Source organism: Vibrio sp. 1078-1 (genome assembly GCF_033340475.1).
Window position 1 is genome coordinate 139,540 of sequence record NZ_JAWOWM010000006.1, and the last position, 21,448, is coordinate 160,987.

The following is a 21,448-nucleotide window of genomic DNA, read 5'->3' on the forward strand; positions in this document are numbered from 1 at the left end:
AAGAGTGTGGATCATGGACGCAAATATCGCTATGTGCGGATTCCGCGAACGCAAACAGCAATCTTTTAACGCTGCATGCTGCGACTTCGCCATCAATCACAATATGGAAAAGCTGGCTCCACGCATTGGCCTAACTGGGAGAATGCTGCGTAACAAGCTAAACCCAGAGCAGCCTCACAAACTAGATCCAGTGGATTTGGCATTGCTGAGTAAAGAATCCGGCGATTACACCATTGTGAACACACTCTTTGCTGACCTAGGTGTCGTGACGGTTCAGTTACCTCAAGACGGGGAAGAGAAGAACCTTCTAGAGCGCACGTTACTTAACAACCAATATTCAGGTGAGCTGTCTAGCGATGCAATGCACATGTGCAGCGCAGACCGTTTACCTCGCAGTCAAAAGCGCAAAACCATTGCCAAGGTTCAAGCGGCCATCGGCAACTTGGTTTTGTTCGTCAACGATTTAGAAAATCGCACCACCGGCTTTCAGCCACTCATGCAAATGGGCACAGATTTCCTCGCCAACGGTGCGCCACTTCCAGGCTTAGCCTAAGGAGAACCAATGAGTCAGCTAGCTGTTCAACAAGAACAACAAAAGCAAATACCCAACGCCAGCGAGAGCATTGCCGCTTGTAAAGCCTTGTTCAATGGTTCCGCTACACGCGGCAAGTTGAAAAAATTGTGGGACGCTATGCCACCACGTTTTCGCGGTATGGTTTTAGTCGCCGGTGATCTGAAAGCCTCGGAGCACGTGCGAGAGTTTGAAAGCTTCAATGATTTGGAACTTCAAAAAATCCGTAACGGCATGCAACAGATTAAAGAAATCGCGACGTTGTTCGATCGCAATCTTGGTGATGTTCGACGCCTCAAGCATTACCAACTCAGTAGTACGCATTAATTCTCCAAGCCTTTGCCCCTGTAACAGGGGGCTTTTTTTCGTCTTAGCGTAGGAGCATAAAAGATGAATCTAAATGAAGTTGCAAACAAACTCGCTATCCAAACAACCATCAATAGTCTGTTCGCTTTGGCGTTGGATAGCTCAGACATCATCAGTATTCGTATCGAGTACTCATCGAAAATGAGCCTTCTTAACGTGATTGTGTTCGACGAAAACACAACGAATAACGCTCATAACGTTGTATTGATTGATAAAGAGCGTGCGCTAGAAGAACTACTAAATATTGAAGATTACCTGATTGAACGCATTGCTGTTCGTCGCGACCAAATTGAATCGGAGGACGCAGTATGAGTATTAGTTCGAGCGAAGCCAACCAGTTAATTGAAATGTTGAAAGATCGATTGGAAGAGTGTTGTGACTGCATTGAAGCTGGCTATGAGATTACGCGTTCTGCTGGGTACACGACTATCGATGCAGAGTTAACGGTGGAAGGCGGGCGCTCTTTCATTGATGAGGCAAGTCGCTACTTAAAGGAACAGGAGCGCGAGTCATGCAATACGCCGCAATAATGCTTTGTCCAGCTGGCGGTGTTATCCGCCATGAAGACACTCAAGAAGTTGCCAATGTAATGGTTGGCGACTTCGACTCGCTAGATCAAGCGATCGAACAAGCGTGTGTATCCCTCAGTTGCACTCATTTAACCAAAGGCGTTTTGAGCAAAGGCAATGGGAAAGGCGGCTTTATGTTGGTAACGACCCAAGAACTGGAGGCGGTATGAAAAATAAAAGGATCACTTCAGTTAGTGTCGGTGATGATGTCATTCAAATTTTGGAAGGACGAACAAAGACTTATGAAAAGTGTGCTATTGCATATTTTGCTGGGCCGGAAGGATGGGGCATAACCATGACTATTCGACTCGAAGAGGTCGAAGGTTTTCTGAAGTCTCCTGATACACAGAGACTATTCGTTAAGTTTTCGAAAGAAAAATTAGGGATAGAGTATGAACCAGTCTGACCTTCTCTATATCGGCGGGGCAGTGATGCCCCTGGACCGAATCAAAAATAATGACGCCAGCTATAATGCTGGTTTTTTAGGTTCCAAAATTTACTCAGACCAAGAACAAGCGCTTCTGGATAGTGGAATGGTCAAAAAAATAGCGATATATGACCGCGTTCCCAATCGAAAGTCTAAGCGTGAGCGAGATCTTCAAGAGCGAACTGACTTCTATAAATCTGTAAATTATCTCTCGGAACACGACCGCGAAGCGGCGGCGAGAATCGCCGAAGAGTATAGGCTAGTCAAAGGGCGCAAAAGTCCGACAGAGAAATTTCGCCACAGAAAAGACAAGCAAATTAAGCAATTGATGAGTCTGAGCAAGTCTCTACGCCCTAAAAGTATCATCAGCAATGCCGACGCCAACTTCAGCCATGATGCTTTGTATGAAACGAACGAGCGCTCCAAACCTGCCATTCTCAATCAGAATGGAAAACGAGGGCAAGGCGAACCTAAAAAGATTCCTATTTCAATGCAGCTAATGCACCGGTCTTGGAATGAAACTTATAAGTTTCAGGCGGTAACCGAAACGCCATCTAGTGCTGCGCCTTCGGAAAACAGTGGTGAGAGATTCTCGGAAAAGTTGACGTCCCGTTCTGTTTCTAAAATCTTTGAGGCAGGGGCTTACACTGCAGCTTGCCATGGTGGTTTCTCTACTTTTCTCACGCTGACTTTCACCAAGGCACAACGAATGGCCATATTCGGTGGAATGTTGGATGGAAGTGAGTGTGTCAGCATGGGGTCGCATCATCCAATAATCTATAAGCGCAACATGGTGACAGTACATCCTAAGCGTGGTGAAAAGAAAGTTGACCAACCAATCACGGATATTGGTGGAGAATACTGGCTGTTTCCAACCTTAGATAGTAAGCGTGTTAAAGCTATGAACCAGGGCAGTGTCATAGCCGGGCCGTATTGCGATCTTAAACAAAAGCCCAAGCAAGAGTTCTCGATGGAAAAAACCTTAGAGACAACGATAGGTAAAGAAGTCTCTCGTTTTCTTGATGGCGCAAAGAAAATGTATCAACGCGGCTGGGTTGCGGATCATACCATCCAAGTTGACAAAGATAGTGGACGAAAGTACTGCGACTTATCCCAGGAGAAGGTTGCTAAACATGCTCAACCCAGCGATGTTGGGCCGACTAACTTACCTGCTGATTTCCATTACATATGGGTAGCCGAGTGTCCAGCCAATGAAGATGGAGAGCCTAATCCACACGTTCATATTTTGCTACGTTGGACAGTACCAGAGCATCTCTTTAGTCCTTGGGCCAAGCGACTTGAAAAGATATGGGGGCATGGGTTTGCGAAATTAGAGCGAATCAAAAAGCCAAAAGCCGCCAGTTCTTACATTATCAAAGCAGTCGGTTATGCCGCTAAAGGTGAAAATGCTGACCAAGGGCTAATCAAGGGAAATCGATACAATATCGCGAAGTGCTCAAGAGCTCCTGCCTGGGAAACTCTTGCTTCGTTTGAAGCTGGCAATATGACCGCAATAATTAAGGAGTTAGGCTACAAACTGGAGCAATGGAAAAAGCCAATTAAGCGGCAAATCCGCAAGCTACGAAATGCCAAAGAGCAAACCATCAAGGCCAAAGCGATCGCCAAAAAGCAGCAGAAATCTGAGGAATATCAGAACAAGCTTTATCAGAGAATCATCCGTTTGGAAAAGCAGGCCGAAAAGCTGAGTCAGAACTTACATAGCAGGGGAGTGCACGTTAATACGAGTAATCGATTCTGCATCACTTTCGAAGGCGAACAGGCCAAAGATAAAGTCGATAATTTTATGCTTTGGGCTGCAGGTGCTAGAGGATGGTCATTGAATTGTAGAGATGTGGATTTGAGTGACATCAAACAGAGTGCAACCTACTATTATCAAACGGAATATCATCGATTTAAAGACAATCAGTCATACTGGCAGTCATTGCTGAATGAGCCCGTTCCCCACTTTGAAATCGACGAAAGTGAGCATAGCTATTGGAATGGTGTTGCCGCAGATTATCTAGAGGGGCGGCTTTTGCCCATGTTGAGTTAGAAAAGAGGGGGGCAAAATCTTAAGTAAAAGGTTTGCAAGCTAGACTCCAGGCTCTCCACTTTCCGTATAGACAAAGGCTTAGTTTTGTCTAATGAGCCTGGATTTTGAAAGTAAGAATGCAGGTAAGCTAGAGATTCTAGATCCCGATTTCCTCTTTTAGACTTGCGAGTTGCTCTTCAATTCTTTCTTCTAAGAAAGGGATTCCAGCGGGACTATGCTTGACCGCCCATTCTTGTTTTTCCTCGCTGACGTAAAAAATGTTATCGCCTTCAAAATACTCAGAAGTTTCTGTTTCAATTCTTTGTCGCTCATCGAGAGATAATCCACTGACTAATTTGTTTAAATCATCAAGTTGAGATTGGAGGTTCTGAATTTCATCTAGAGCAATATTGATTTGTTCCAACTCATCGTCATTAATTGATGTATATAGCTGGGTGAGTTCTGAAAGGTGTTTCTTTTCAGAAGGGCTTAATTTATTTATGAACTCTACAAAGTCCTCAATAAAAATGGTCATTTTAGTTTCTCGAATTCCTTAAACGCTGTGGATAATACCTTATATAATGCATGTCGTTACGTAAATGTTTTTCTCGGAGTTCTGTCAATAACTGTACGGAGCATCGCGAGTCACAGGTCAGCGATCAGCTATCCCGAATACTTGAACCAATGAAGGATAGGGCGACTTCACCACCAAATATTGATGAAAGGGCACTGGCCGCACTGCTAAAAGGCAGCAGTTTACGCATTGATGATGAGACTAGTATCCAAATCCGCGCAGCGGAGGTCGATGGGTACGGCAACGTTCGTCCAGCTCAACTGGTTGAAGTTACCCGCACGCCTGCAGAAAACAATAGTTGGATGAATTTTGAAGGTTGGGACCAGGCATTAGCCCAACCAGAAAAGCAAGAGTATCAACAACCAGACCTGTCGTTCTTCCCAGAGATGGAAGATGAGTGGCCGTTGGTTTAGTCTTCATTAGGTGTATTATGGTATCTAATGTGCGACGTGTATGTGTCGGGGTAAGGTGTACTAAGTGCTTTACGTTTTTTCGCCATTTCTTTTTTCTTGAACGCAATGTAAGTGCTCAAATCAAAAAAGGAAAAAGTCTCAACTTCGTCAGTTGGGACAATAATTCTAAAATGCTCTTTAGTTAGCGCTTCATGCTTACCTTCTTCAATCCCCTCTTCAATGTAGTGACTCTGGTAATTGTTGGTAATATCGATAGATAAATCATCTTTATCCCTATACCCACTCAGAAGCGGGATGATAGCGATATGTTCGATTTTACTATTGATAAGCTCATCACCAAGACAAATGCCTATATAGGTTTTTCGAGATTTAAGTGTAAGGGCGATAGGAAATTGTGTGAAAGAAGCTTCAACAATGAAGTTTTCAATGTGGTTTTCGCTGACTATTTTTTCGATTTTTAAGGCTTTCCTTTCTGGGAAAAACCAGTACCAAATAAGAGTAATTAAACCAAAAATGAATGCTAAGAGTATAGTCAGTATCCCCCAAGCGCCTTGCTTTAGCATTTCTGTGGAGATAGAAAGATCTTTGAAGTTCTTCAGCTCAAAGCCAAAGTGCTGCATGAGAGCGGCAATACAATCAAAGTAATCGATAAAGAAGCACAGAATCATGCTGATCACGGCAAAAAAAATGCCTCTGGCAGCGACGAAGAAATATGAGTGCCAACCGTCAGTTCTGGTCAGTTTGTAGTGTGAGGATAAATGTAAGTAAGAAAAAAGGTAGCCCGAGATGAGGACTACCACTACTAATGTAACACCCATGTTATACGGCGTATTTATCTAATTCTTCAAGCTCTTGAAGCTTGTCGATGTGTTTTTGAATCTCTTTCTTCACATCTTCGTTGTCGAGATTTACGCGTACAACGCCATTGTGGCTGATGGTTACTCGATCGTGGTTTTTAAGCATTAGCTTCAGCAAGCGATCGGGTTTCTCATCTTTGTTCTTACAGAAAAAGCTAAGCATACTCGTTTCCTTTGCTGTGTCGTTGGTTGGTTTACCTAAAATGTGTGTTTGATGCTTGAGCCTGTTTATGTAGGTTCAAGTTTCAGTTTTTGTAAAACAATCTAAATATTTCGAGGGACTTAGTAAAACTACTTTACACGTGCTAAGTCTCCATCATTTTGGCTGTTTCGTCAAATAATACGAGTTGTTGATACAACGCATATCGTCATTTATAAGCCTCACTCGGCCGCTGTCGTTTTGAGTATGGAGCGCGGTTATAGGTGGTTCAAGTAGAGAAGTGGCTAGGTTATTCCTACTTCACAGAAACGAAAGAAAATTTTTGAAGACAAAGGAATGTCAAAAAAACCACTGTAGAAACCTGTATGGATATACAGTATATTTCAATGGTGATTAGTAAGGGTGTTGATATGTCGGATAAAAATCAAAACGATATCATGTTGTCTGCTTTAGAGATCGTCATTGATGGTGTAGCAAATAGTGAGGCGACAGAGCGAACTCGAGCGGCAGGTGCATACATAGCAGGTTTAATACTGGCGGATGCGAAAGGGCAGTTGGACTCCAAAAAACAAAAAGCCATCTTGAGTATTATCGAGATGGCTTGCGAAACGGAGAGTACTGCTTTTATGTCGAAGTAATTTACAACATAGATAGTTGGTGTTTGAGCTGTTGCCGTGCCTCTGGCGGCAACGCCTTACACAAGTTGAATGCCAGTTGGCTTGTCGTTTTTGCCGATGGGCTCAACGTATGGCTATAAGACAAATTCATCACAAATGTATGTCCACATTCGGGGTCACTGCAGCTGCAATATAAATCTGAATGACTGTTGGTTAAGCGGTTGGATTTTTGGATACGGCTTTTGCTTCCACATTCGGGGCACAACACTCTCATATTAAACACCTAGCTTATTGACTGACTTAATAATCATACGTCAAAGGGCTGTGTTTTTATACAGCTCAAAGTAAGTCCTTAAGCAGTATCTCCATGTATTAAATTGAAATTAAGCCGCAAGTGCTTAGGCACCTCTGGGTCTGAGTTCACCTCGTCCATAATCAGCTCACACACCGGGATGATCTCATCCTTGGCGTACTCACTACCTATCTTCGTTGGATCGCCTAAACTGGTCGTGCCCTGCGGAATAATGCCTGCCTTACCGACTGGGAAGCGGTGGCCGACGAGAATGTCCTGCGCGGTAATATTTTTAATGCGCTCAAACTCATCTTTGGTTGCGATATCACCAACCGGAATCAGCTGAATCCCTTTCTCTTTGCCGTTCGGAATATTCACAAACATACTGCGGAAGTTACCCACACCCTTAGAGCTGGCGATCTTCTGCTTCAACATTTCTTCATCTTCTTCACTAAGGTTTGGGTCGGTGGCGTAGAAGATAAAACCCATGTGTGCGCCGTTCTTATAGTAGCGACGGCGGAACAAAGTAGCGTCTTTATTCAACAAGCTGCTTTGAATGCTACCAAGATAATCCGCCAAACCGTAGATTTGCTGCTGTGGGTCGTACTGAGGCAAGAAAATAACATCTTCCTTGCGATATTCACGTTGCTGGTTGTCGCGTTCCAGAATGACGAAATTGCCGTTTTTACGTCTACGAAGGTACATGCCAGGTAATGAGTGTAAACGAACCACACGTTTGAAACCGTCACGGATTTTAAGAAAAGCAGCATCGCCAAAGGTGAAGTAATCACGGCAAAAAGCTTGGATATGTCGGCGGCGGGTAGCGCCTCCATTTAGGAAACGTCCGGCTACGTAGTTAGCTCGGGCTATCAACAGTGAACCATGATAGGCATTGGCACGAGCGATATCAGCCAAGCCGCTGCGTGAAATAGGAGGCTCCCAATAGTCGTCACCATCGTTGTAAAACAAATCTGAATAGGTGGTCATCCAACTGTTTGAGTCGATGGACTCTGGTGAGGAGTCGATGTGATAGACCGACTCTGGCGCGTGTTCTTCTTGTTTGACTAAAGTGTTCATTTGCTCGGTCATGCTGCAGTGGCCCAGGTTGATTTAGTTGGTGTTGAGTGATCTAACGGCTCGTTAATGATGGCGTGAGAGATTGCCCAGAATGCATCGGCGTGTCCGGTCGTTTCGCTGCGTTCTGCTTTAAAGGTCATGGCGTTACCGCTGGCCGTTGGGACACGCTTTATCGCCATAAACGCCATGGCAATGTCTTTGTGCTGCGCATCGAACTGCAAGCGTTTGGCTTCTACGACATCAATCATCTTCATTACCAAGCGGTTCTTATTTTCGTTGCTGTAGTGGATGGCGTGGGCTTCACGTGGGTATTTCTTCGAAATTAAGTCCCAAACACCGCCGCCAATACCCGTGGTGTCGACTCCGATGTAAGTCACTTTGTAGCGCTGAAAAACTTTCTCTATTTCTGAAACGTGATATTGGAAGTTAAGCCCTTTCCAATAGTGTTTTTCTAATACACGGAAACGTTCACCCGCTACTACAGGCGGAGCGACAACCACCAAACAGGCATTGTCTCGGGTGCGGCTTGGGTCATAACCCAACCAAACTTCCCGAGTGGCAAAAGGGCGTTTGTTATTTGGTTTGAAGTCTTGCCAGTGAGCGGCATCCACCATGCCTTTTTCAAGGTCAGAGAATTTAAAGACAGACAATGAACCATCGACAAATACGCACATGAATAGGTTTTTGAAGTCATCATCGCTGTATTCTTCGCGCAGTTCGTCAATGTCGAATAGGTCACAACCACCATTCGCGGCATCTTCAATGGTGACAACATAACGCCACTGTTTGTCGGGGCAGAGTCGCCCGCCATCTCGAAATTCATCAAAGGTCGGGAATTCGACATGGGCGCGAGAGTCTTTACCTTTGCGCCACTGGTCTCCAGTCCAGAACGGGTAAGCCTGGTGCATTTTAGACGATGGCGTAGAAAAGTAGGTTTTGCGCCACTTCTTATGCGTCGCCATTGCCGAAGCAAGTTTGTTCAGCTCATCGAACTTAGGGATCCAGAAATATTCATCGACATAAACGTGGCCGTGGTAACTCTGCGCGGTCTTGCTGTTCGTGGACAAAAAGCGCAGCTCGGCACCGTTGGAGAGAATGATAGGGTTGCCAGTTAACTCGATGTCTAAAAATTCTTTAGCAATCGCAATGATGTAGCTACGGAAAACTTCAGCTTGTGCGCGTGATGCAGAAAGAAAAATTTGGTTGTCACCAGTCAGAATCGCATCTTCTAAGGCTTCACCACTGAAATAGTAAGTAGCACCAATCTGGCGAGACTTGAGAATATTACGAATGCGCTGTTTGATGTTGTTACGCATCGTGTGCTGGTATTCGAACAGGGATTCGTGCCAGCCTATAAAGTCATCTTCTGTCAGGTGCTCAATGTTGTTTTTCTTACGGCTTTTTTTACGGTTGCCATTACTGCTGCTTTGTTTTGATGAGTCACCATCACTCTTTGGTGAGCTGCCTTGCGAAAGGTGTCGCTCTGCTTTGGCTTTTGCATCAGCGTGAGCTTTTAACAGCTTAACGTGGTGATCGATTAGCTTGTCCATTTCCTTGAGCTGCTGATCGGTTTTCTCATCCTTATCTATCAGCACCGCTAAACGGCGGTTAATCATCTGCTCTACAGACAGTTCATCCAACAACAACGCCCAGCCGAATTTCTCCGCCCAGGTATAAAGGATGCGCTCACTATTAAGATTCAGTTGCGCTGCAATTTCTTTTGGAGGAACACCGCGTAAATAGAGCTTTTTCGCGGCTTCTCTTATTTCATCTGAATATGCCATAGCTGCATCATACGCGCCGAAAACTTGCAGATGACCTAGATAAATTCCTGAAAATTCTAGTTTTGGCAAAATCCGAATTGGTAGGAATTGAAGTGGCTGAAAGCCGTTATTCAAAGGCGTATTGTTTGCTCACACCGATATGTGAATGACAAGTTTGAGTACCAAAATGCCAAAGATTAGTGACTGGAAAATCATTGCTACTGAGGGGCCAACCGTAGACGGGCGCAAAATTACCCGTGATTGGATTGAGCAAATGGCGGCAAGCTATGACCCAAAAGAGTACACCGCGCTAATCTGGCCAGAGCATCGTCGATTTTATGGTTACGGTGATAACTGGGGCAAAGTTATTGAGCTCAAAGCGGAGGAAGAAAGCGGCAAAATGCGTCTGTTCGCGAAGTTAGAGCCGAACGACTTCATGCTCGAAGCCAACCGAAAAAAGCAAAAGCTATTCACATCCATCGAGCCAAATCCTGATTACAAGGGCGAAGGACGTTGCTATTTAATGGGCCTAGCTGCGACTGACTCCCCAGCCTCCACGGGTACTTCGCTCCTTCAATTTTCTCGTCAATCTGGCGAAACCACCGAGATGAAAGCAAGCCATTTAGAAGAGGTGGACTTCTCCGATTGCTTTACACGCAAAGACCGATTTTTTGCGGCATTCAATGAATTTTTCTCTTCTGGCGATGAAGTGCCAGAAACTCCATCACAAGTAGAGGACACCGACGTGACCGAAGCGCAACTTAAAGCAGCACTGCAAGAGCAGTTTTCTGCATTCAAAGGCGAGTTCAAGCAAGAACTGAAAGAAGAGTTCAACTTGCAAGACGGGCCAGAAACACCAGAGCCAGAAGAGAAGGGCGCAACTGTTGAGCAGTTCTCTGCCACTCTGGACGAAAAGCTAAAACCGTTAACTGAGAAAGTGAACGGTCTCGAAACAAAATTCGCTGAACTTTCACAAGAAGTACCAGGCCAAGAGCCGAACCCATCGGGTACCAGTGAGAAGTTCTCATCTGAGGAGATTTTTTAATGCTGAATGCACTATCTACCACCTACCTACAAGAGTTTTGTGCAGCGACGTTAGCAGCAGCAAATGCTCCGCAGGGTACTCAGTCATTTAACCTAACACCACCAATGGAAACCAAGCTTCGTCAGGCGATCATGGAGTCTGATGCTTTCCTTGGCATGGTCTCATTGCTGCCAGTTCAGCAAATTAAAGGTCAGGTTGTTGATGTAGGTGATGATGGCTTGTCTACGGGTCGTAAAGACAGTGGTCGCTTTAGCGTTGAAGTCGGCCAAAGTGGTAATACTTACGAGCTGACTAAGACGGATTCTGGCGCACATATCTTGTGGGAAACCATGACTCAGTGGGCAAACTCAGGCTCAAAAGGCCAATGGTTGACCATGATGAAAAACGCCATCTCTCGCCGTTTCGCATTAGACATGTTGCGCGTTGGCTTTAATGGTACGTCTATCGCAGCTAACACAGACCCAGTCGCTAACCCGCTTGGTCAGGATGTGAACAAAGGTTGGTTAACCATCGCGAAAGAGAAGAAAGCGAGCCAAGTTCTTGCTTCAGCCCAACTCGACCCAACAGGCGCAGCCGCGGATTCATACAAAAACCTAGATTCGTTGGTTCAAGACCTGATCAATACCACGATTGCACCAGAACATCGTCAAGACCCTGATCTAGTGGTTCTCGTCGGTTCAAACCTGGTCGCAGCAGAGCAGCATCGCTTACTGGAATCCGCAAACACACCAACGGAACACAAAGCCGCGCAGCAGTTAGCCAAAACCATTGCGGGTAAAAAGGCCTATACGCCGCCTTTCTTCCCTGCCGATATGGTTTGGGTAACCAACACTAAAAACCTGCAAATTCTTACTCAGGAAGGGACGCAGTGGCGCAAGCAGAAGAATGACGAAGACGAGCTTCGCTTCAAGCAAAACCACATCCGTATGGAAGGTTATGCAATCGGCAATCTTAATAAGTTCGCTGCTATCGAGTCTGTCACCGTTGTTGAGCCTGTAGCTTAAGGAGTAATGCATGGTTAGCCCATTAGCAAAACAGCGCCGAAAGCTCATTGAACAGCAAGCTAACCAGTCTGCACCGGAAGCCGTTTCCGGTGCAGATACCGACAGCCTGCACATCAAGCTGATTGAGTTTGAAGAAGACCGCAAGTATTTGCGCTCATTCAACGCCATCGCTGATCGAATTAAGCACAAACGTGAAGTACTGGTACCGAAGTACAAGCCGTATGTTCAAGCCTACTTAGAAAGTGGCGAAGCGTTTGAAAACCCAATCTTTACCAACATGGTGGTTTGGCTATTCGACGTTAAAGAACTGGATACGGCGATTGATTGGTGCATGAAAGCCATTGAGCTGGACTTACCAACGCCAGAAAACTTCCGCCGTGACTGGCCGACGTTCTGTGCTGACGAAGTGTTGGCATGGGCGGAGATTGAATCTGAACGTGGTCATTCCATCGAGCCTTATTTCTCCCAGGTATTCGAAAAGGTAGAGAAAGAGTGGCGCTTGCACGAGAAGGTTCACGCCAAGTGGTACAAGTTCGCGGGTTTATACCTGATTCGAAATGAAGAAGGCCAGCCGCAAGCCACGGCAGTCGGAAATGTGGAAACGTTGGAAAAAGCATTGGCTCTGCTTCAACACGCTCACGATAAGAACAGCAAAGTGGGGGTGGGTACCCAAATCAAAAAGATTGAAGCCCGTATTCGCGCCATTAACGAAGGCAAGAATTTGTAAAGACTCCTACGCCACCGCGCCTCGGCTGGTGAGGTAAGAGAAGCCAACTGGCTAACTCGATACCGTCGACCCAGTGGCTAGAGGCGCCCTAATTTAAATAAGCAAGGAACCGTTATGAGCTTTGGCGGAAATGTTAACAGCGCAGTCGATATCGCCATACCAGGTGAAGGATGGCCGGATTTATCCACGGCTGAATTTCGCAGTTTACGTCGTGTTCCCCATACGTTTGATAACGACTCTTTGAACTATGCGGTGACCATCGCCTCGCTAAATATCCAAGAACGATTAGAAAGCTTGATCGTAGATGGTGAAAAGCCAGTGCTGAGCAACCCGAAAATCATGCTCTACAAACGTGCGGTTTATGGTCGGGCTCACGCCGAGCTGCTGAAAGAGTTTGCGACTCAAGACCGCCGAAAAGAAGGTGAAAGCGTGGCAACGGATGAACCGGAACAAGAGGCACGTTTTCTCGCCCAGAGTAACAAAGATGTGCGCGCACTCCTTGGTCGCAGTGCGAATGGGATTGACTCGATATGAGCGAAACCACTTACAACAAAACCAAGCTTGAGCACCTGACGGATTACATCGTCAGTCACCTGAACTCCAATGTGCTCGATAACAAAATCGATGCCTGGCAGGAAAACGGCTCCATTGTGCCAAACGGTGAAGACAGAGGGAACGGCGGTTATATCGCGTGTTACTGGAAGTACAACGCAGTGGTCAGTATTGAAGAGTTTCCACACCGACTTTTGGACCCTCGCTGCTTACTTGCTTTGGTTGCCTGCTGGCTGAGCGATTACGACACCACGCGTAATGAAGATGAGTTAGGTGACCCAGACCTTTCGGTTGATGTGATCAGCAGTGAAGTAGCCGATGTTGCTATTGAACTGGAAATGATGGAGCCGATTGAGCTGATCCCTGACCCTGCGGGAATGATCACTTGGCGAAGGGAAACCTACCGAGTACAGGCCGTTGAAATCTACACCGCAGAAGAAGCGGAGTTGGTGAATGAAGCCACAAATTAAGGTCAATGAGCGCGATGTGCTCAACATGCAGGAAAAGCTGGCCATGCTGGCTCTGCCACCTAAAAAGCGAGTCTGGATACTGAAAACCCTTGGCCGTTGGGAAACGACCAATACCAGAAAGCGCATTCGCTCCCAAAAAGACGTTAACGGACGCGCTCTGCAACCAAAGAAAGGAAAGAAGAAAGGCAAGGTTTTAAAGCGGATGGCAAAGGGCTTAACGCCTTATGTGAGAAACGCTAACCAGCTTGATTTGACTTGGAGTAACAAGTTAACCGCAAAAATCGCAGCAAGGCACCACCTTGGTCAAAAGCAAAAAATGACCAAGCGCCAAATGCAAAAGCGATGGGGTAAACCAGATTACTCAGCACCTTGTACCAAAGGGCAAGCGAGAAAGCTAAGAGAACTGGGTTACACGGTACCGAGAAAAAGCGGTAAAGGACGAAAGAAACCCAGTTTACGTGAGTTGATGGCAACCATCACCCACGGACAAGCAGGACAGCTTATTCGAGAACTCTCTAATCAGCCAAATATCACCAGTTGGGATATTCCATTAGCAGAGCGTCAGATTCTCGGTAGTAAAGAACGTGAAGTGAACCGCCAGCTCATCAAGATATTGGAGCAGGCAAAACAGAGGAAATAACCAATGGCAACCGGAAAGGTAGAGGTTAACAATCTCAATTTGGCACAAGGCGGTATCCCTGAGATAGAACGTCACGTGCTTTTCATCGGGCGTACTGACAAGGCAGAACTGCAAGGCAAAGTGACCCGCATTAATAACATGACCAACCTTGACGAAGTTGTTGCCGATGATGCGCTTGGTCTGAACGTGAAAGCCGCCCAACTTAACGGCAAACAAAACTGGACGGGTGCGATTGTCGGCTTAGGTGCAGACGATACGTGGCAAGACGCTGTTGATCTGGCGAACCGGACTGACTCATTCGAAGGTATTGCCATTTGTGACCCAGTCACGGTCAAAACTCAGTTTGATGACATGCAGTCGAAAGCAACCGAGCTGACCAGCAAACTTGGCCGTTGGGTGTTTTTCCTCGCCGCTTGTGCGGGCATTGACTCAGCCCCTGATACAGGCCAAACGTGGGCAGAGTACGAAACCGCGATGCTTGACTTGGTGAAAGATGTTTCTGCAAACCTCGTGACGCCCGTTCCTCTGCTTAACGGCAATAACGTGGGTGTACTGGCTGGTCGTTTATGTGATCGAAACGTCACGGTAGCAGACAGCCCAATGCGTGTCGCAACAGGCTCAGTATTGAGTTTGGGTGACATGCCAACGGACAGCGCAGGCAAAGCATTAGAGATGAGCACCATCGCAACGCTAGCCGACGCACGTTACTCACTGCCGCAATGGTACGCCGATTTAGAAGGGGTGTACTGGTCGGACGCAACCACATTGGAAGCCAAAGGCGGCGATTATCAGTACCTCGAATACGTTCGCCCGGTGCACAAGCTTAACCGCCGTGTCCGTATCAAAGCGATTCGACGTATTGCCGATCGCATTCTTAACTCAACGCCTGCAAGCATTGAGCTGAACCGCACTTACTTTCGCAAAGATATGCGTGATATGTCGAAAACGACAGAAGTTGGTGGCATTACCTTCCCTGGTGAAATCATGCCGCCAGAGGATGGTGACGTCACCATTCAGTGGATGACTAAAACCAAAGTGTCGATCGGTTTGATGGTCCGCCCTCATAACTGCCCGAAACACATCGTGGTCAACATCGCGCTTGATCTTACTAACCCTGCAGATTTGGAGGCGTAATCCATGAGCATGAGAATTTCTGGCAAGAACATGCATTTCTCTTTGGGTGACTACAAGCTCAAAGCTCAAAAAGTCACGTTATCCATTACCGACAATTCCGCCGTCAATAAAACCTCTGGTGTGCCAGATGGTTGGGTAGATGGTGACGTTGAAGCAAGTGGTGAAATGGAGCTAACCACGCAGCAATTCAACCTACTCAGCAAAGCTGCGAAACAAGCCGGCTCTTGGCGTGGAATGCCTGATTTTGACGCGCTGTTCTACGGCAAGATTGATAAAGATGAGCTCAAAATTGAAGCCTTCGGATGTCGTATCAAAATCTCTGACCTACTTGATGCCGATTCGAATGGAGGTAGTGCATTAGTTCACAAGCTGCCGTTCGAGGTGACAAGCCCAGACTTTGTCAGCATCAACGGTGTGCCGTACCTACGTCCGGATGAAACCGAAGATTTAGTTCAATAACAAGGAGGCATGATGGCAGATGTTATCGACCATGCCTGCGGTATTGAAACCCAATTCACAGAAGTGGCGCTTGCCAACCAACTGGCAAGGGCTAAGCGAATTGAAGAACGGGAAAGCGCACATGAATGCGGCGAATGTGGCGACCCAATCCCAGAAAAACGCCGCCAAAAAGTACCAGGTTGCATCTACTGCACCCAGTGTCAAAGCGAATTGGAGCGAATGACCCGATGAATTTAGCAAAGCTCTTTGTTGAGAAAATCATGAAGCCAGTCCTTGACCACTTAGATATGGCATCCGGTGGTAAAGGCACGATGAACACTCAAGCGGCCATTAATCTGATCCTGATGATTATTGCCCATGAGTCTGGAAAGTTTACTTACTCAAAACAGGTGCGTGGTCCTGCATTGGGCTTTACCCAAATGGAACCCGCCACCTTCAACTGGCTTGTCGAGTGGTTAGGGAGCTGCCGCCCTCACTTGTTGGATGCATTGTCGATGTTTTGCCCCGTTGAGCACTTAGACCCTCGTTACATGGTGATTTCACCCGAGTTCGCAGTGGCAACCGCACGACTCAATTTAATTCGGTTCCCAGAAGCCTTGCCAGAAGCCGATGACCTAGAAGGCTTGGCTCGGTACGCGAAGAAGTACTGGAACACAAGCGCAGGTAAAGCAACAGCAGAAGATTACCTACAGGCATATCAATCGTTAATCGGAGAAGCAGCATGAGTTTCATAACTGGAATCGTTGGCAAGACATTGTTGGAAGTATTGAAAGGCCTGTTCTTTCAAATCAGTTGGTCAATCATCCTTGAACGCTTCGCCACACGTCTTGTGGTATGGGGTTTGGAAACCTTGAAAGGCCTGAGCACAAACGATGTTCTGCAAGAAACCGTGGATGACATCATCAACGCTTTACAAGGCAAACGCTTAAAAGAAGTGCCACTGAAGGAATAGCGATGGATTCATCATGGATATCGGCGATTGTGGCAACGATAGCGCTGCTTATCGCCATCATCAATGTGGTTTTCGGCAGAACGGATAAAGGGCAAAGCACCGCCCGAGATCATGATCGTCGTATCCATGCCAATGAGCTAGCCACTGAGCGACTGCGTGGTGATGTCGCTGAAAAGTACGCCACCAAGCACGAACTACGGGAAGCCGTAGATGATTTGAAAGATTCAATTAACGGACGGTTCGACCGTTTGGAAACCAAGCTAGATAAAGAGAGAGATGTAGCATGAGCAAGCAAATTGTATTAACGGTCGGTGATGCAGATATCACGTTCGTCCCTACAGAAGCGGATTACAACGACTACATGAACGCGTTGGCACAGGGGGAAATCGTGAACTCTGCGCATAACTTTCTGATGAACACCGTTATAGAAGAAAGCAAAGAATTATTCCGTGAGCTGACGAACGAGAACCCAGGTGCAGCGATTCAGGTTGTGGGTGAAGTTCTCAAGGAATACACGCCGAAGCTGCAAATCAAAGTAAAAAAATAGATGCCCTTGTTCGGGCTATGGACTCCAACGAGCTCGAACAAATGCTTACCTGGCGCCGTAAGTGGTTGCCGGGTGAGACAGACAGCGAAGAGAACCTTGCAAGGGCAATTTGGTTAGAGCGTCAGTATTGGGAAAACATGCAAGCTGCCACCGCCAATGGGGTTGCCAGGGCGTTTAGCTGATAAGGAACAAGATGTTACCAGAAGCACTCAGATTTCAAGTTGGATTGATTGACCAGATTTCTAAACCTCTGGGCAATATTCAACGCAATTTGAATGATGTCACCAATACCTACCGTCAGGGTACTCATACCATGATGGCTGGCGCGGCAGGCATGGTGGGTGCTGGCTTTGCATTGCAACAAGCCTTGATGCCAGCAATTGAGATGGACAGGGCATTAGGTGAAGTGAAATCACTTGGTGTTGCCGATGACCAACTAAAAACCCTGACCCAAACCGCAATGAAGTTTTCGGTTGAATATGGTAAGTCGGCCACTGAATTTGTAGCGGCTTCGTATGATATCAAATCTGCTATGGGAGATATGACAGGTGATGAACTGGCGGGTGTCACAAGAAGCTCGGCTATTTTAGCCGCTGCGACTAAAGCAGATACAGCCACCATTACCAACTACATGGGCACCATGTACTCGGTTTTTAAAGACCAAGCCGATCGGATTGGTAAAGACAACTGGGCTGAACAAGTTGCAGGTATGACCGCAAAATCTGTCGAGAGGTTCAAAACCACGGGTCAAGGCATGTCGGATGCGTTTAAAGGTGTTGGCGCATTAGGTAAAACTCACGGCGTAGCCATTCAAGAGCAAATGGCCGTGCTTGGCCTACTACAAGGCTCTATGACTGGTAGTGAAGCGGGGACTCGTTACAAAGCTTTTATGAACGGTGTTGTCAAAGCACAAGACAAGCTTGGTATGTCGTTTACCGACAGCAACGGAAAAATGCTGCCCATGTTCGACATTATGTCGAAACTACGCAACCAATTCGGTGATTTAGATTCACTGGAAATTGATCAGATTAAGCAAGCTTTCGGCTCGGATGAAGCCGTGCTGCTTATCACCGACTTGATAGGCAAAACGAATGAGCTGCAATCCAGCGTCAAAGACCTAAATGATGCTAGTAACTTAAATACGGCAATTAACATGGCCGGAGCGATGACCGACCAATGGGAACGACTCGAACAAGGCGTGTTTGCAGTTCGCACTGCTTTTGGTGCCGCGTTGTTGCCTTCTCTCTTACCTGTGATTTCAAGCTTGGCTGATGGTGCGATAGAAATCATCGAATGGACAGAGATGTTCCCGAACCTGACCAAGTACATTGGTTTTGCTGCTATGGCGATTTTAGGTGCAGCAGCAGCGGGTGGTGCTTTTACCTTAATGATGGGGGTCGGTAAACAAGCCATGGCGACTTATATGCTCACCATGAAGATGTTTACAGGGGTGAACTTTTTACTAACCAAAGGAATGGCAGCGCTTCGCGTTGCAATGCTAGCGGTAAACATCGCAATGATGGCGAACCCAATAGGATTCATTACTGGTGCTGTCGTTGCCGCAATCGCGGCAGTGGGTGCGCTGATCTTCTACTGGGATGATCTGAAAGCCTCGTTGGGTGACACGACCTGGTTCCAAGTACTAGAAGGGGCAATCACTTTAATCACACTTCCATTCAGAGCCATGTTTGAGTTCATCAAGGCAGGTTGGCAATGGGTCATGAGCGGCTTTACCGACACTAGTGGATTTGCCTTTATCGGTGATATGGCCAACTCAATTAAGGACGTTTTTTCCGGAGTGTTCAATTGGATTACTCAGAGCCTAGCGGGAATTTGGGACTCAGTGAAAGGACTCATTGATTGGATACCAGGTTTGGGCGGTGATGATGAAGCGACTCAAGTGAAATCTAAGTCCGTTCAAAGCGCTACGCCTCGAGCACAAATTCAACCTGGGGGCGCAGCCAAGAACATTGCCAGCTATCAAACCAGCTCAACCAACTACGGCGGTGTGGCGATTTATCCAACCTACATGAACAGCCCGCAAGACATGGCGAGTGAAATAGAAATGGCGGCAGGCTAATGGCGGATTACAAATACCAGGACATTTTGATTGAGAACGGGGATGTGGTGCTCGATGCAGGCCGCAACCCAATCTTGATTCAAGACCGAGCGGTGATCGCCCAAGACATCAAACACGCCATCATCGAGAGCCACTTAGCGGTGGATTTAATCGCTGAGCGAAGCCCATCAAAGAAAGCTGATATCCGCACCAAGCTGGAATTGCTGGTTGAAGAAGACGTTCGATTGGTACCTGGTACCGTGCGTTTGGATGAACCAACCGAGAGCACGATTTACGTATTTGCTGACACCATGGACTTTGGCGAGTTGCAATTAGAGATAGTGAATAACGGAGAGCGTTAATGACTGATATTCCAAAACCAGATTATTCCGAACTGGTGAAGCAATCGGGTGTCCCAACCGATGAAGCAGGGTGGAAGAAAGTACTCAAAGAGGAGATGGACAAAGAAGGTTCCATCATCTCAAACGACTCGCCGTTCTCTCCATTTTGGCGCCTCATTGAAGCCACGGTAGTGAAAGTCACGATGTGGCTCATCAATACCTTATTGGTTGGCTATGTCTTGCCGAATATGTTTGTTGCGACCGCCGTTGATCAATGGCTCGACCTGTTGGCGTGGCAATGCAAACTCACCCGCAAAGGGGCAACAAAAGCCAGAGGTATGATCGCTTTTCAACGTTCTGCGGCTAAAGGGCCTGCGTTGGTTATTTCCAAAGATACATGGGTACAGACCGAACCGATTAATGGCACGATTTACCGAGTAAAGGTGCTTGCGGATACCACGATGCCAGAAAACGAAACCATGGTGATGGCCGAAGTCGAGGCAGAGAACGAGGGCGCGGCTTACAACCTAGGCGAAGGTTACTACCACATTTTGCCTACTGCAATTCCGGGCATTGGCGCAGTGACGAACCCTGCCGAATGGTTGAATGAAGCAGGGGCAGACAAAGAGAGTAATGACGAACTCCGCCTTCGTATCCGTAACCAGTGGAGCGCAGTAGCAAGATGGCACATTGATGCGGCTTACCGTTCACTGCTCACCAGTCGCGCAGGCATCAACGACGACAATGTCTATTTTGAGCATAACGCACCGCGTGGGCCAGGTACCGCAAACGCGCTCATTCTATTGGATACGGGTGAACCATCGGCAGAAATGTTGGCGGATTTGAATGAGTACATCCGTGTCGAAGGTCAGCACGGCCATGGTGATGATCTGCAAGTGCTAGCCATGCCAGAAACGACCCACGATATTGTCTGCCGAGTGTGGCCACTGCGTTCATTAACAATGGAAGACCGAGATGTGTTGAAAATTAAAGTGGAGCAGTTCATCGGTGCGGCTTTCCGTGAGAACACCGATTACTCGCCAACGGTTACCAATCCGGTACTTCGATTCAGTTTCTCAAGGTTAGGGCAGGAGCTGCATGCGCAGTTCTCAGAGATTGAATCCCTCGAATTTGATAACGCTGACATCATTAACAATCTGACGGTACCGCGAATTAATTCTCTGGGGGTGACGATTGAAAATTCCTGAGATTAATCTGCGTTACTGGATGGGCAGAGGCGAGCTGGCTAAGTTCGCCCGAGCCATGCGCAATTACTGGGAACATGTGAGAGCCGCATTCGAAATGCCACTGCAACAGCATGATCCGTTAACCGCCCCAATGGCACTGGTGAATATTCTTGCCTGGCAACGAGAGATAGAACGCTTAGGCCAAGAGCCCGAAGAGTTATTTCGAATTCGTGTGGCTCATGCATACGGGTTTGCTCGCGACGCAGGCACGATAGCAGGTTGGGAAGATATGTTTGAAAAGCTCGGTTATCCGCACATTGCTCAAGATGAAAGGTTAGCGAATGTCGATTGGGATGTGATCAGCCTAAAGATTCGAGATGGTGATTTAACCAATGTCCCGAAGTTATTAGACACATTAGTACGTCAATACGGGCGTACCTGCCGCCGTTATCAATACACCAGTTATGTCGAAATGCCGTTGGCCGCGCGAAGCAAGAACGTCGAAGCGCAATACACCACGTCTCACGTTAAGACCAGACTCAACGTTGGCATGCTTCCAAGTGTGCTGAATGTCGACTGCGAATATTACCAAGCCACAGTGAAGGGTTAAGGA

32 protein-coding genes and 1 pseudogene are annotated in these 21,448 nt (G+C 46.9%); 27 read left to right on the forward strand and 6 right to left on the reverse strand.

The features are described 5' to 3' along the window. The first annotated feature begins 13 nt into the window (after positions 1–13). The 7 genes from R7190_RS14070 (at position 14) to R7190_RS14100 (ending at position 3,986) form a co-directional block, all read left to right on the forward strand. Positions 14–553 carry a phage regulatory CII family protein gene (locus R7190_RS14070; RefSeq protein WP_104971994.1) on the forward strand — a complete coding sequence of 180 codons (540 nt, stop codon included), beginning with the start codon at positions 14–16 and terminating at the stop codon, positions 551–553. Between the two features lie 9 nt (positions 554–562). Beyond that, positions 563–898, forward strand: coding sequence for a hypothetical protein (locus R7190_RS14075; protein ID WP_318137554.1), 336 nt, complete (start codon positions 563–565; stop codon positions 896–898). A gap of 63 nt (positions 899–961) precedes the next feature. Further along, the gene (locus tag R7190_RS14080) at positions 962–1,249 is read left to right on the forward strand and encodes a hypothetical protein (RefSeq protein ID WP_258479780.1); all 288 of its coding nucleotides are present in this window, start codon (positions 962–964) and stop codon (positions 1,247–1,249) included. Next, complete coding sequence (locus R7190_RS14085) at positions 1,246–1,467, forward strand: hypothetical protein (RefSeq protein ID WP_258661817.1); 222 nt, start codon at positions 1,246–1,248, stop codon at positions 1,465–1,467. Before R7190_RS14080 ends, R7190_RS14085 begins: the two co-directional genes overlap by 4 nt. After that, entirely contained in the window at positions 1,449–1,676 is a 228-nt protein-coding gene (locus tag R7190_RS14090; protein ID WP_104974954.1) for a hypothetical protein, read from the forward strand. Before R7190_RS14085 ends, R7190_RS14090 begins: the two co-directional genes overlap by 19 nt. Next, entirely contained in the window at positions 1,673–1,912 is a 240-nt protein-coding gene (locus R7190_RS14095) for a hypothetical protein (protein WP_054576242.1), read from the forward strand. The genes R7190_RS14090 and R7190_RS14095 overlap by 4 nt, the downstream gene beginning before the upstream one ends. Next, positions 1,899–3,986, forward strand: coding sequence for a hypothetical protein (locus tag R7190_RS14100; protein WP_318137555.1), 2,088 nt, complete (start codon positions 1,899–1,901; stop codon positions 3,984–3,986). The genes R7190_RS14095 and R7190_RS14100 overlap by 14 nt, the downstream gene beginning before the upstream one ends. Before the next feature lie 136 nt (positions 3,987–4,122). Here the strand turns inward: R7190_RS14100 and R7190_RS14105 are convergent, their stop codons facing one another. Continuing rightward, positions 4,123–4,500: a hypothetical protein gene (locus R7190_RS14105; protein ID WP_318137556.1), complete on the reverse strand. Its 378-nt coding sequence runs from the start codon at positions 4,498–4,500 to the stop codon at positions 4,123–4,125. Positions 4,501–4,571: 71 nt separating this feature from the next. On the opposite strand from R7190_RS14105, the pseudogene R7190_RS14110 reads away from it, so the two are divergent. After that, positions 4,572–4,952: pseudogene (locus R7190_RS14110) on the forward strand (replication endonuclease); the annotation flags it as partial. Here the strand turns inward: R7190_RS14110 and R7190_RS14115 are convergent. Both R7190_RS14115 and R7190_RS14120 read right to left on the reverse strand, forming a co-directional pair. Further along, positions 4,949–5,572, reverse strand: coding sequence for a hypothetical protein (locus tag R7190_RS14115; protein WP_213885520.1), 624 nt, complete (start codon positions 5,570–5,572; stop codon positions 4,949–4,951). The pseudogene R7190_RS14110 and the gene R7190_RS14115 overlap by 4 nt on opposite strands. 199 nt (positions 5,573–5,771) lie before the next feature. Continuing rightward, positions 5,772–5,972 carry a hypothetical protein gene (locus R7190_RS14120; RefSeq protein ID WP_086458842.1) on the reverse strand — a complete coding sequence of 67 codons (201 nt, stop codon included), beginning with the start codon at positions 5,970–5,972 and terminating at the stop codon, positions 5,772–5,774. 362 nt (positions 5,973–6,334) lie between these two features. Between R7190_RS14120 and R7190_RS14125 the strand changes: the two genes are divergently transcribed. Then, on the forward strand, positions 6,335–6,607 hold the full coding sequence (locus R7190_RS14125; protein WP_086458841.1) for a hypothetical protein: 273 nt from the start codon (positions 6,335–6,337) through the stop codon (positions 6,605–6,607). A 1-nt stretch (position 6,608) separates the two neighbouring features. On the opposite strand, the gene R7190_RS14130 is transcribed toward R7190_RS14125, so the two are convergent. From R7190_RS14130 to R7190_RS14140, 3 genes are all read right to left on the reverse strand, one after another. Further along, a complete protein-coding gene (locus tag R7190_RS14130) occupies positions 6,609–6,860 on the reverse strand; it encodes an ogr/Delta-like zinc finger family protein (protein WP_079765352.1) in 252 nt (83 codons plus the stop codon). Positions 6,861–6,938: 78 nt separating this feature from the next. Then, positions 6,939–7,967 carry a phage portal protein gene (locus R7190_RS14135; RefSeq protein ID WP_318137557.1) on the reverse strand — a complete coding sequence of 343 codons (1,029 nt, stop codon included), beginning with the start codon at positions 7,965–7,967 and terminating at the stop codon, positions 6,939–6,941. Beyond that, entirely contained in the window at positions 7,964–9,739 is a 1,776-nt protein-coding gene (locus R7190_RS14140) for a terminase large subunit domain-containing protein (protein ID WP_318137558.1), read from the reverse strand. Before R7190_RS14140 ends, R7190_RS14135 begins: the two co-directional genes overlap by 4 nt. Before the next feature lie 166 nt (positions 9,740–9,905). On the opposite strand from R7190_RS14140, the gene R7190_RS14145 reads away from it, so the two are divergent. The 18 genes from R7190_RS14145 (at position 9,906) to R7190_RS14230 (ending at position 21,445) form a co-directional block, all read left to right on the forward strand. Next, positions 9,906–10,763 carry a GPO family capsid scaffolding protein gene (locus tag R7190_RS14145; protein WP_318137559.1) on the forward strand — a complete coding sequence of 286 codons (858 nt, stop codon included), beginning with the start codon at positions 9,906–9,908 and terminating at the stop codon, positions 10,761–10,763. Continuing rightward, a complete protein-coding gene (locus R7190_RS14150; protein WP_318137560.1) occupies positions 10,763–11,767 on the forward strand; it encodes a phage major capsid protein, P2 family in 1,005 nt (334 codons plus the stop codon). The genes R7190_RS14145 and R7190_RS14150 overlap by 1 nt, the downstream gene beginning before the upstream one ends. Before the next feature lie 10 nt (positions 11,768–11,777). Next, positions 11,778–12,494 (forward strand): phage terminase small subunit, encoded by a 717-nt coding sequence (gene gpM / locus R7190_RS14155; protein ID WP_031429732.1) that lies wholly within the window; start codon positions 11,778–11,780, stop codon positions 12,492–12,494. A 114-nt stretch (positions 12,495–12,608) separates the two neighbouring features. Further along, positions 12,609–13,028 carry a head completion/stabilization protein gene (locus R7190_RS14160; RefSeq protein WP_318137561.1) on the forward strand — a complete coding sequence of 140 codons (420 nt, stop codon included), beginning with the start codon at positions 12,609–12,611 and terminating at the stop codon, positions 13,026–13,028. Then, positions 13,025–13,516: a phage tail protein gene (locus R7190_RS14165; protein ID WP_140111655.1), complete on the forward strand. Its 492-nt coding sequence runs from the start codon at positions 13,025–13,027 to the stop codon at positions 13,514–13,516. Before R7190_RS14160 ends, R7190_RS14165 begins: the two co-directional genes overlap by 4 nt. Next, positions 13,500–14,156 (forward strand): virion morphogenesis protein, encoded by a 657-nt coding sequence (locus R7190_RS14170; RefSeq protein WP_140111657.1) that lies wholly within the window; start codon positions 13,500–13,502, stop codon positions 14,154–14,156. Before R7190_RS14165 ends, R7190_RS14170 begins: the two co-directional genes overlap by 17 nt. 3 nt (positions 14,157–14,159) lie before the next feature. Beyond that, entirely contained in the window at positions 14,160–15,290 is a 1,131-nt protein-coding gene (locus R7190_RS14175) for a DUF2586 domain-containing protein (RefSeq protein ID WP_140111659.1), read from the forward strand. Between the two features lie 3 nt (positions 15,291–15,293). Next, the gene (locus R7190_RS14180; RefSeq protein WP_025517560.1) at positions 15,294–15,749 is read left to right on the forward strand and encodes a phage protein; all 456 of its coding nucleotides are present in this window, start codon (positions 15,294–15,296) and stop codon (positions 15,747–15,749) included. A 12-nt stretch (positions 15,750–15,761) separates the two neighbouring features. Further along, a complete protein-coding gene (locus R7190_RS14185; RefSeq protein WP_025517563.1) occupies positions 15,762–15,980 on the forward strand; it encodes a TraR/DksA C4-type zinc finger protein in 219 nt (72 codons plus the stop codon). After that, complete coding sequence (locus tag R7190_RS14190) at positions 15,977–16,474, forward strand: hypothetical protein (RefSeq protein ID WP_318137562.1); 498 nt, start codon at positions 15,977–15,979, stop codon at positions 16,472–16,474. The genes R7190_RS14185 and R7190_RS14190 overlap by 4 nt, the downstream gene beginning before the upstream one ends. Then, the gene (locus tag R7190_RS14195; RefSeq protein ID WP_031856782.1) at positions 16,471–16,701 is read left to right on the forward strand and encodes a hypothetical protein; all 231 of its coding nucleotides are present in this window, start codon (positions 16,471–16,473) and stop codon (positions 16,699–16,701) included. The genes R7190_RS14190 and R7190_RS14195 overlap by 4 nt, the downstream gene beginning before the upstream one ends. Before the next feature lie 2 nt (positions 16,702–16,703). Continuing rightward, entirely contained in the window at positions 16,704–16,988 is a 285-nt protein-coding gene (locus tag R7190_RS14200; RefSeq protein ID WP_045607483.1) for a hypothetical protein, read from the forward strand. Then, positions 16,985–17,248 (forward strand): putative phage tail assembly chaperone, encoded by a 264-nt coding sequence (locus R7190_RS14205; RefSeq protein WP_140111663.1) that lies wholly within the window; start codon positions 16,985–16,987, stop codon positions 17,246–17,248. Before R7190_RS14200 ends, R7190_RS14205 begins: the two co-directional genes overlap by 4 nt. Positions 17,249–17,289: 41 nt before the next feature. Next, positions 17,290–17,430, forward strand: coding sequence for a DUF6890 family protein (locus R7190_RS14210; protein ID WP_164673212.1), 141 nt, complete (start codon positions 17,290–17,292; stop codon positions 17,428–17,430). Positions 17,431–17,441: 11 nt separating this feature from the next. Beyond that, positions 17,442–19,328: a phage tail tape measure protein gene (locus tag R7190_RS14215; protein WP_318137563.1), complete on the forward strand. Its 1,887-nt coding sequence runs from the start codon at positions 17,442–17,444 to the stop codon at positions 19,326–19,328. Then, positions 19,328–19,669, forward strand: a complete 342-nt coding sequence (locus tag R7190_RS14220) for a DUF2590 family protein (protein ID WP_025605235.1) — start codon at positions 19,328–19,330, stop codon at positions 19,667–19,669. Before R7190_RS14215 ends, R7190_RS14220 begins: the two co-directional genes overlap by 1 nt. Next, positions 19,669–20,856 (forward strand): baseplate J/gp47 family protein, encoded by a 1,188-nt coding sequence (locus tag R7190_RS14225; RefSeq protein ID WP_318137564.1) that lies wholly within the window; start codon positions 19,669–19,671, stop codon positions 20,854–20,856. The genes R7190_RS14220 and R7190_RS14225 overlap by 1 nt, the downstream gene beginning before the upstream one ends. Further along, entirely contained in the window at positions 20,843–21,445 is a 603-nt protein-coding gene (locus R7190_RS14230; RefSeq protein ID WP_140111669.1) for a phage tail protein, read from the forward strand. Before R7190_RS14225 ends, R7190_RS14230 begins: the two co-directional genes overlap by 14 nt. Positions 21,446–21,448: the final 3 nt, after the last annotated feature.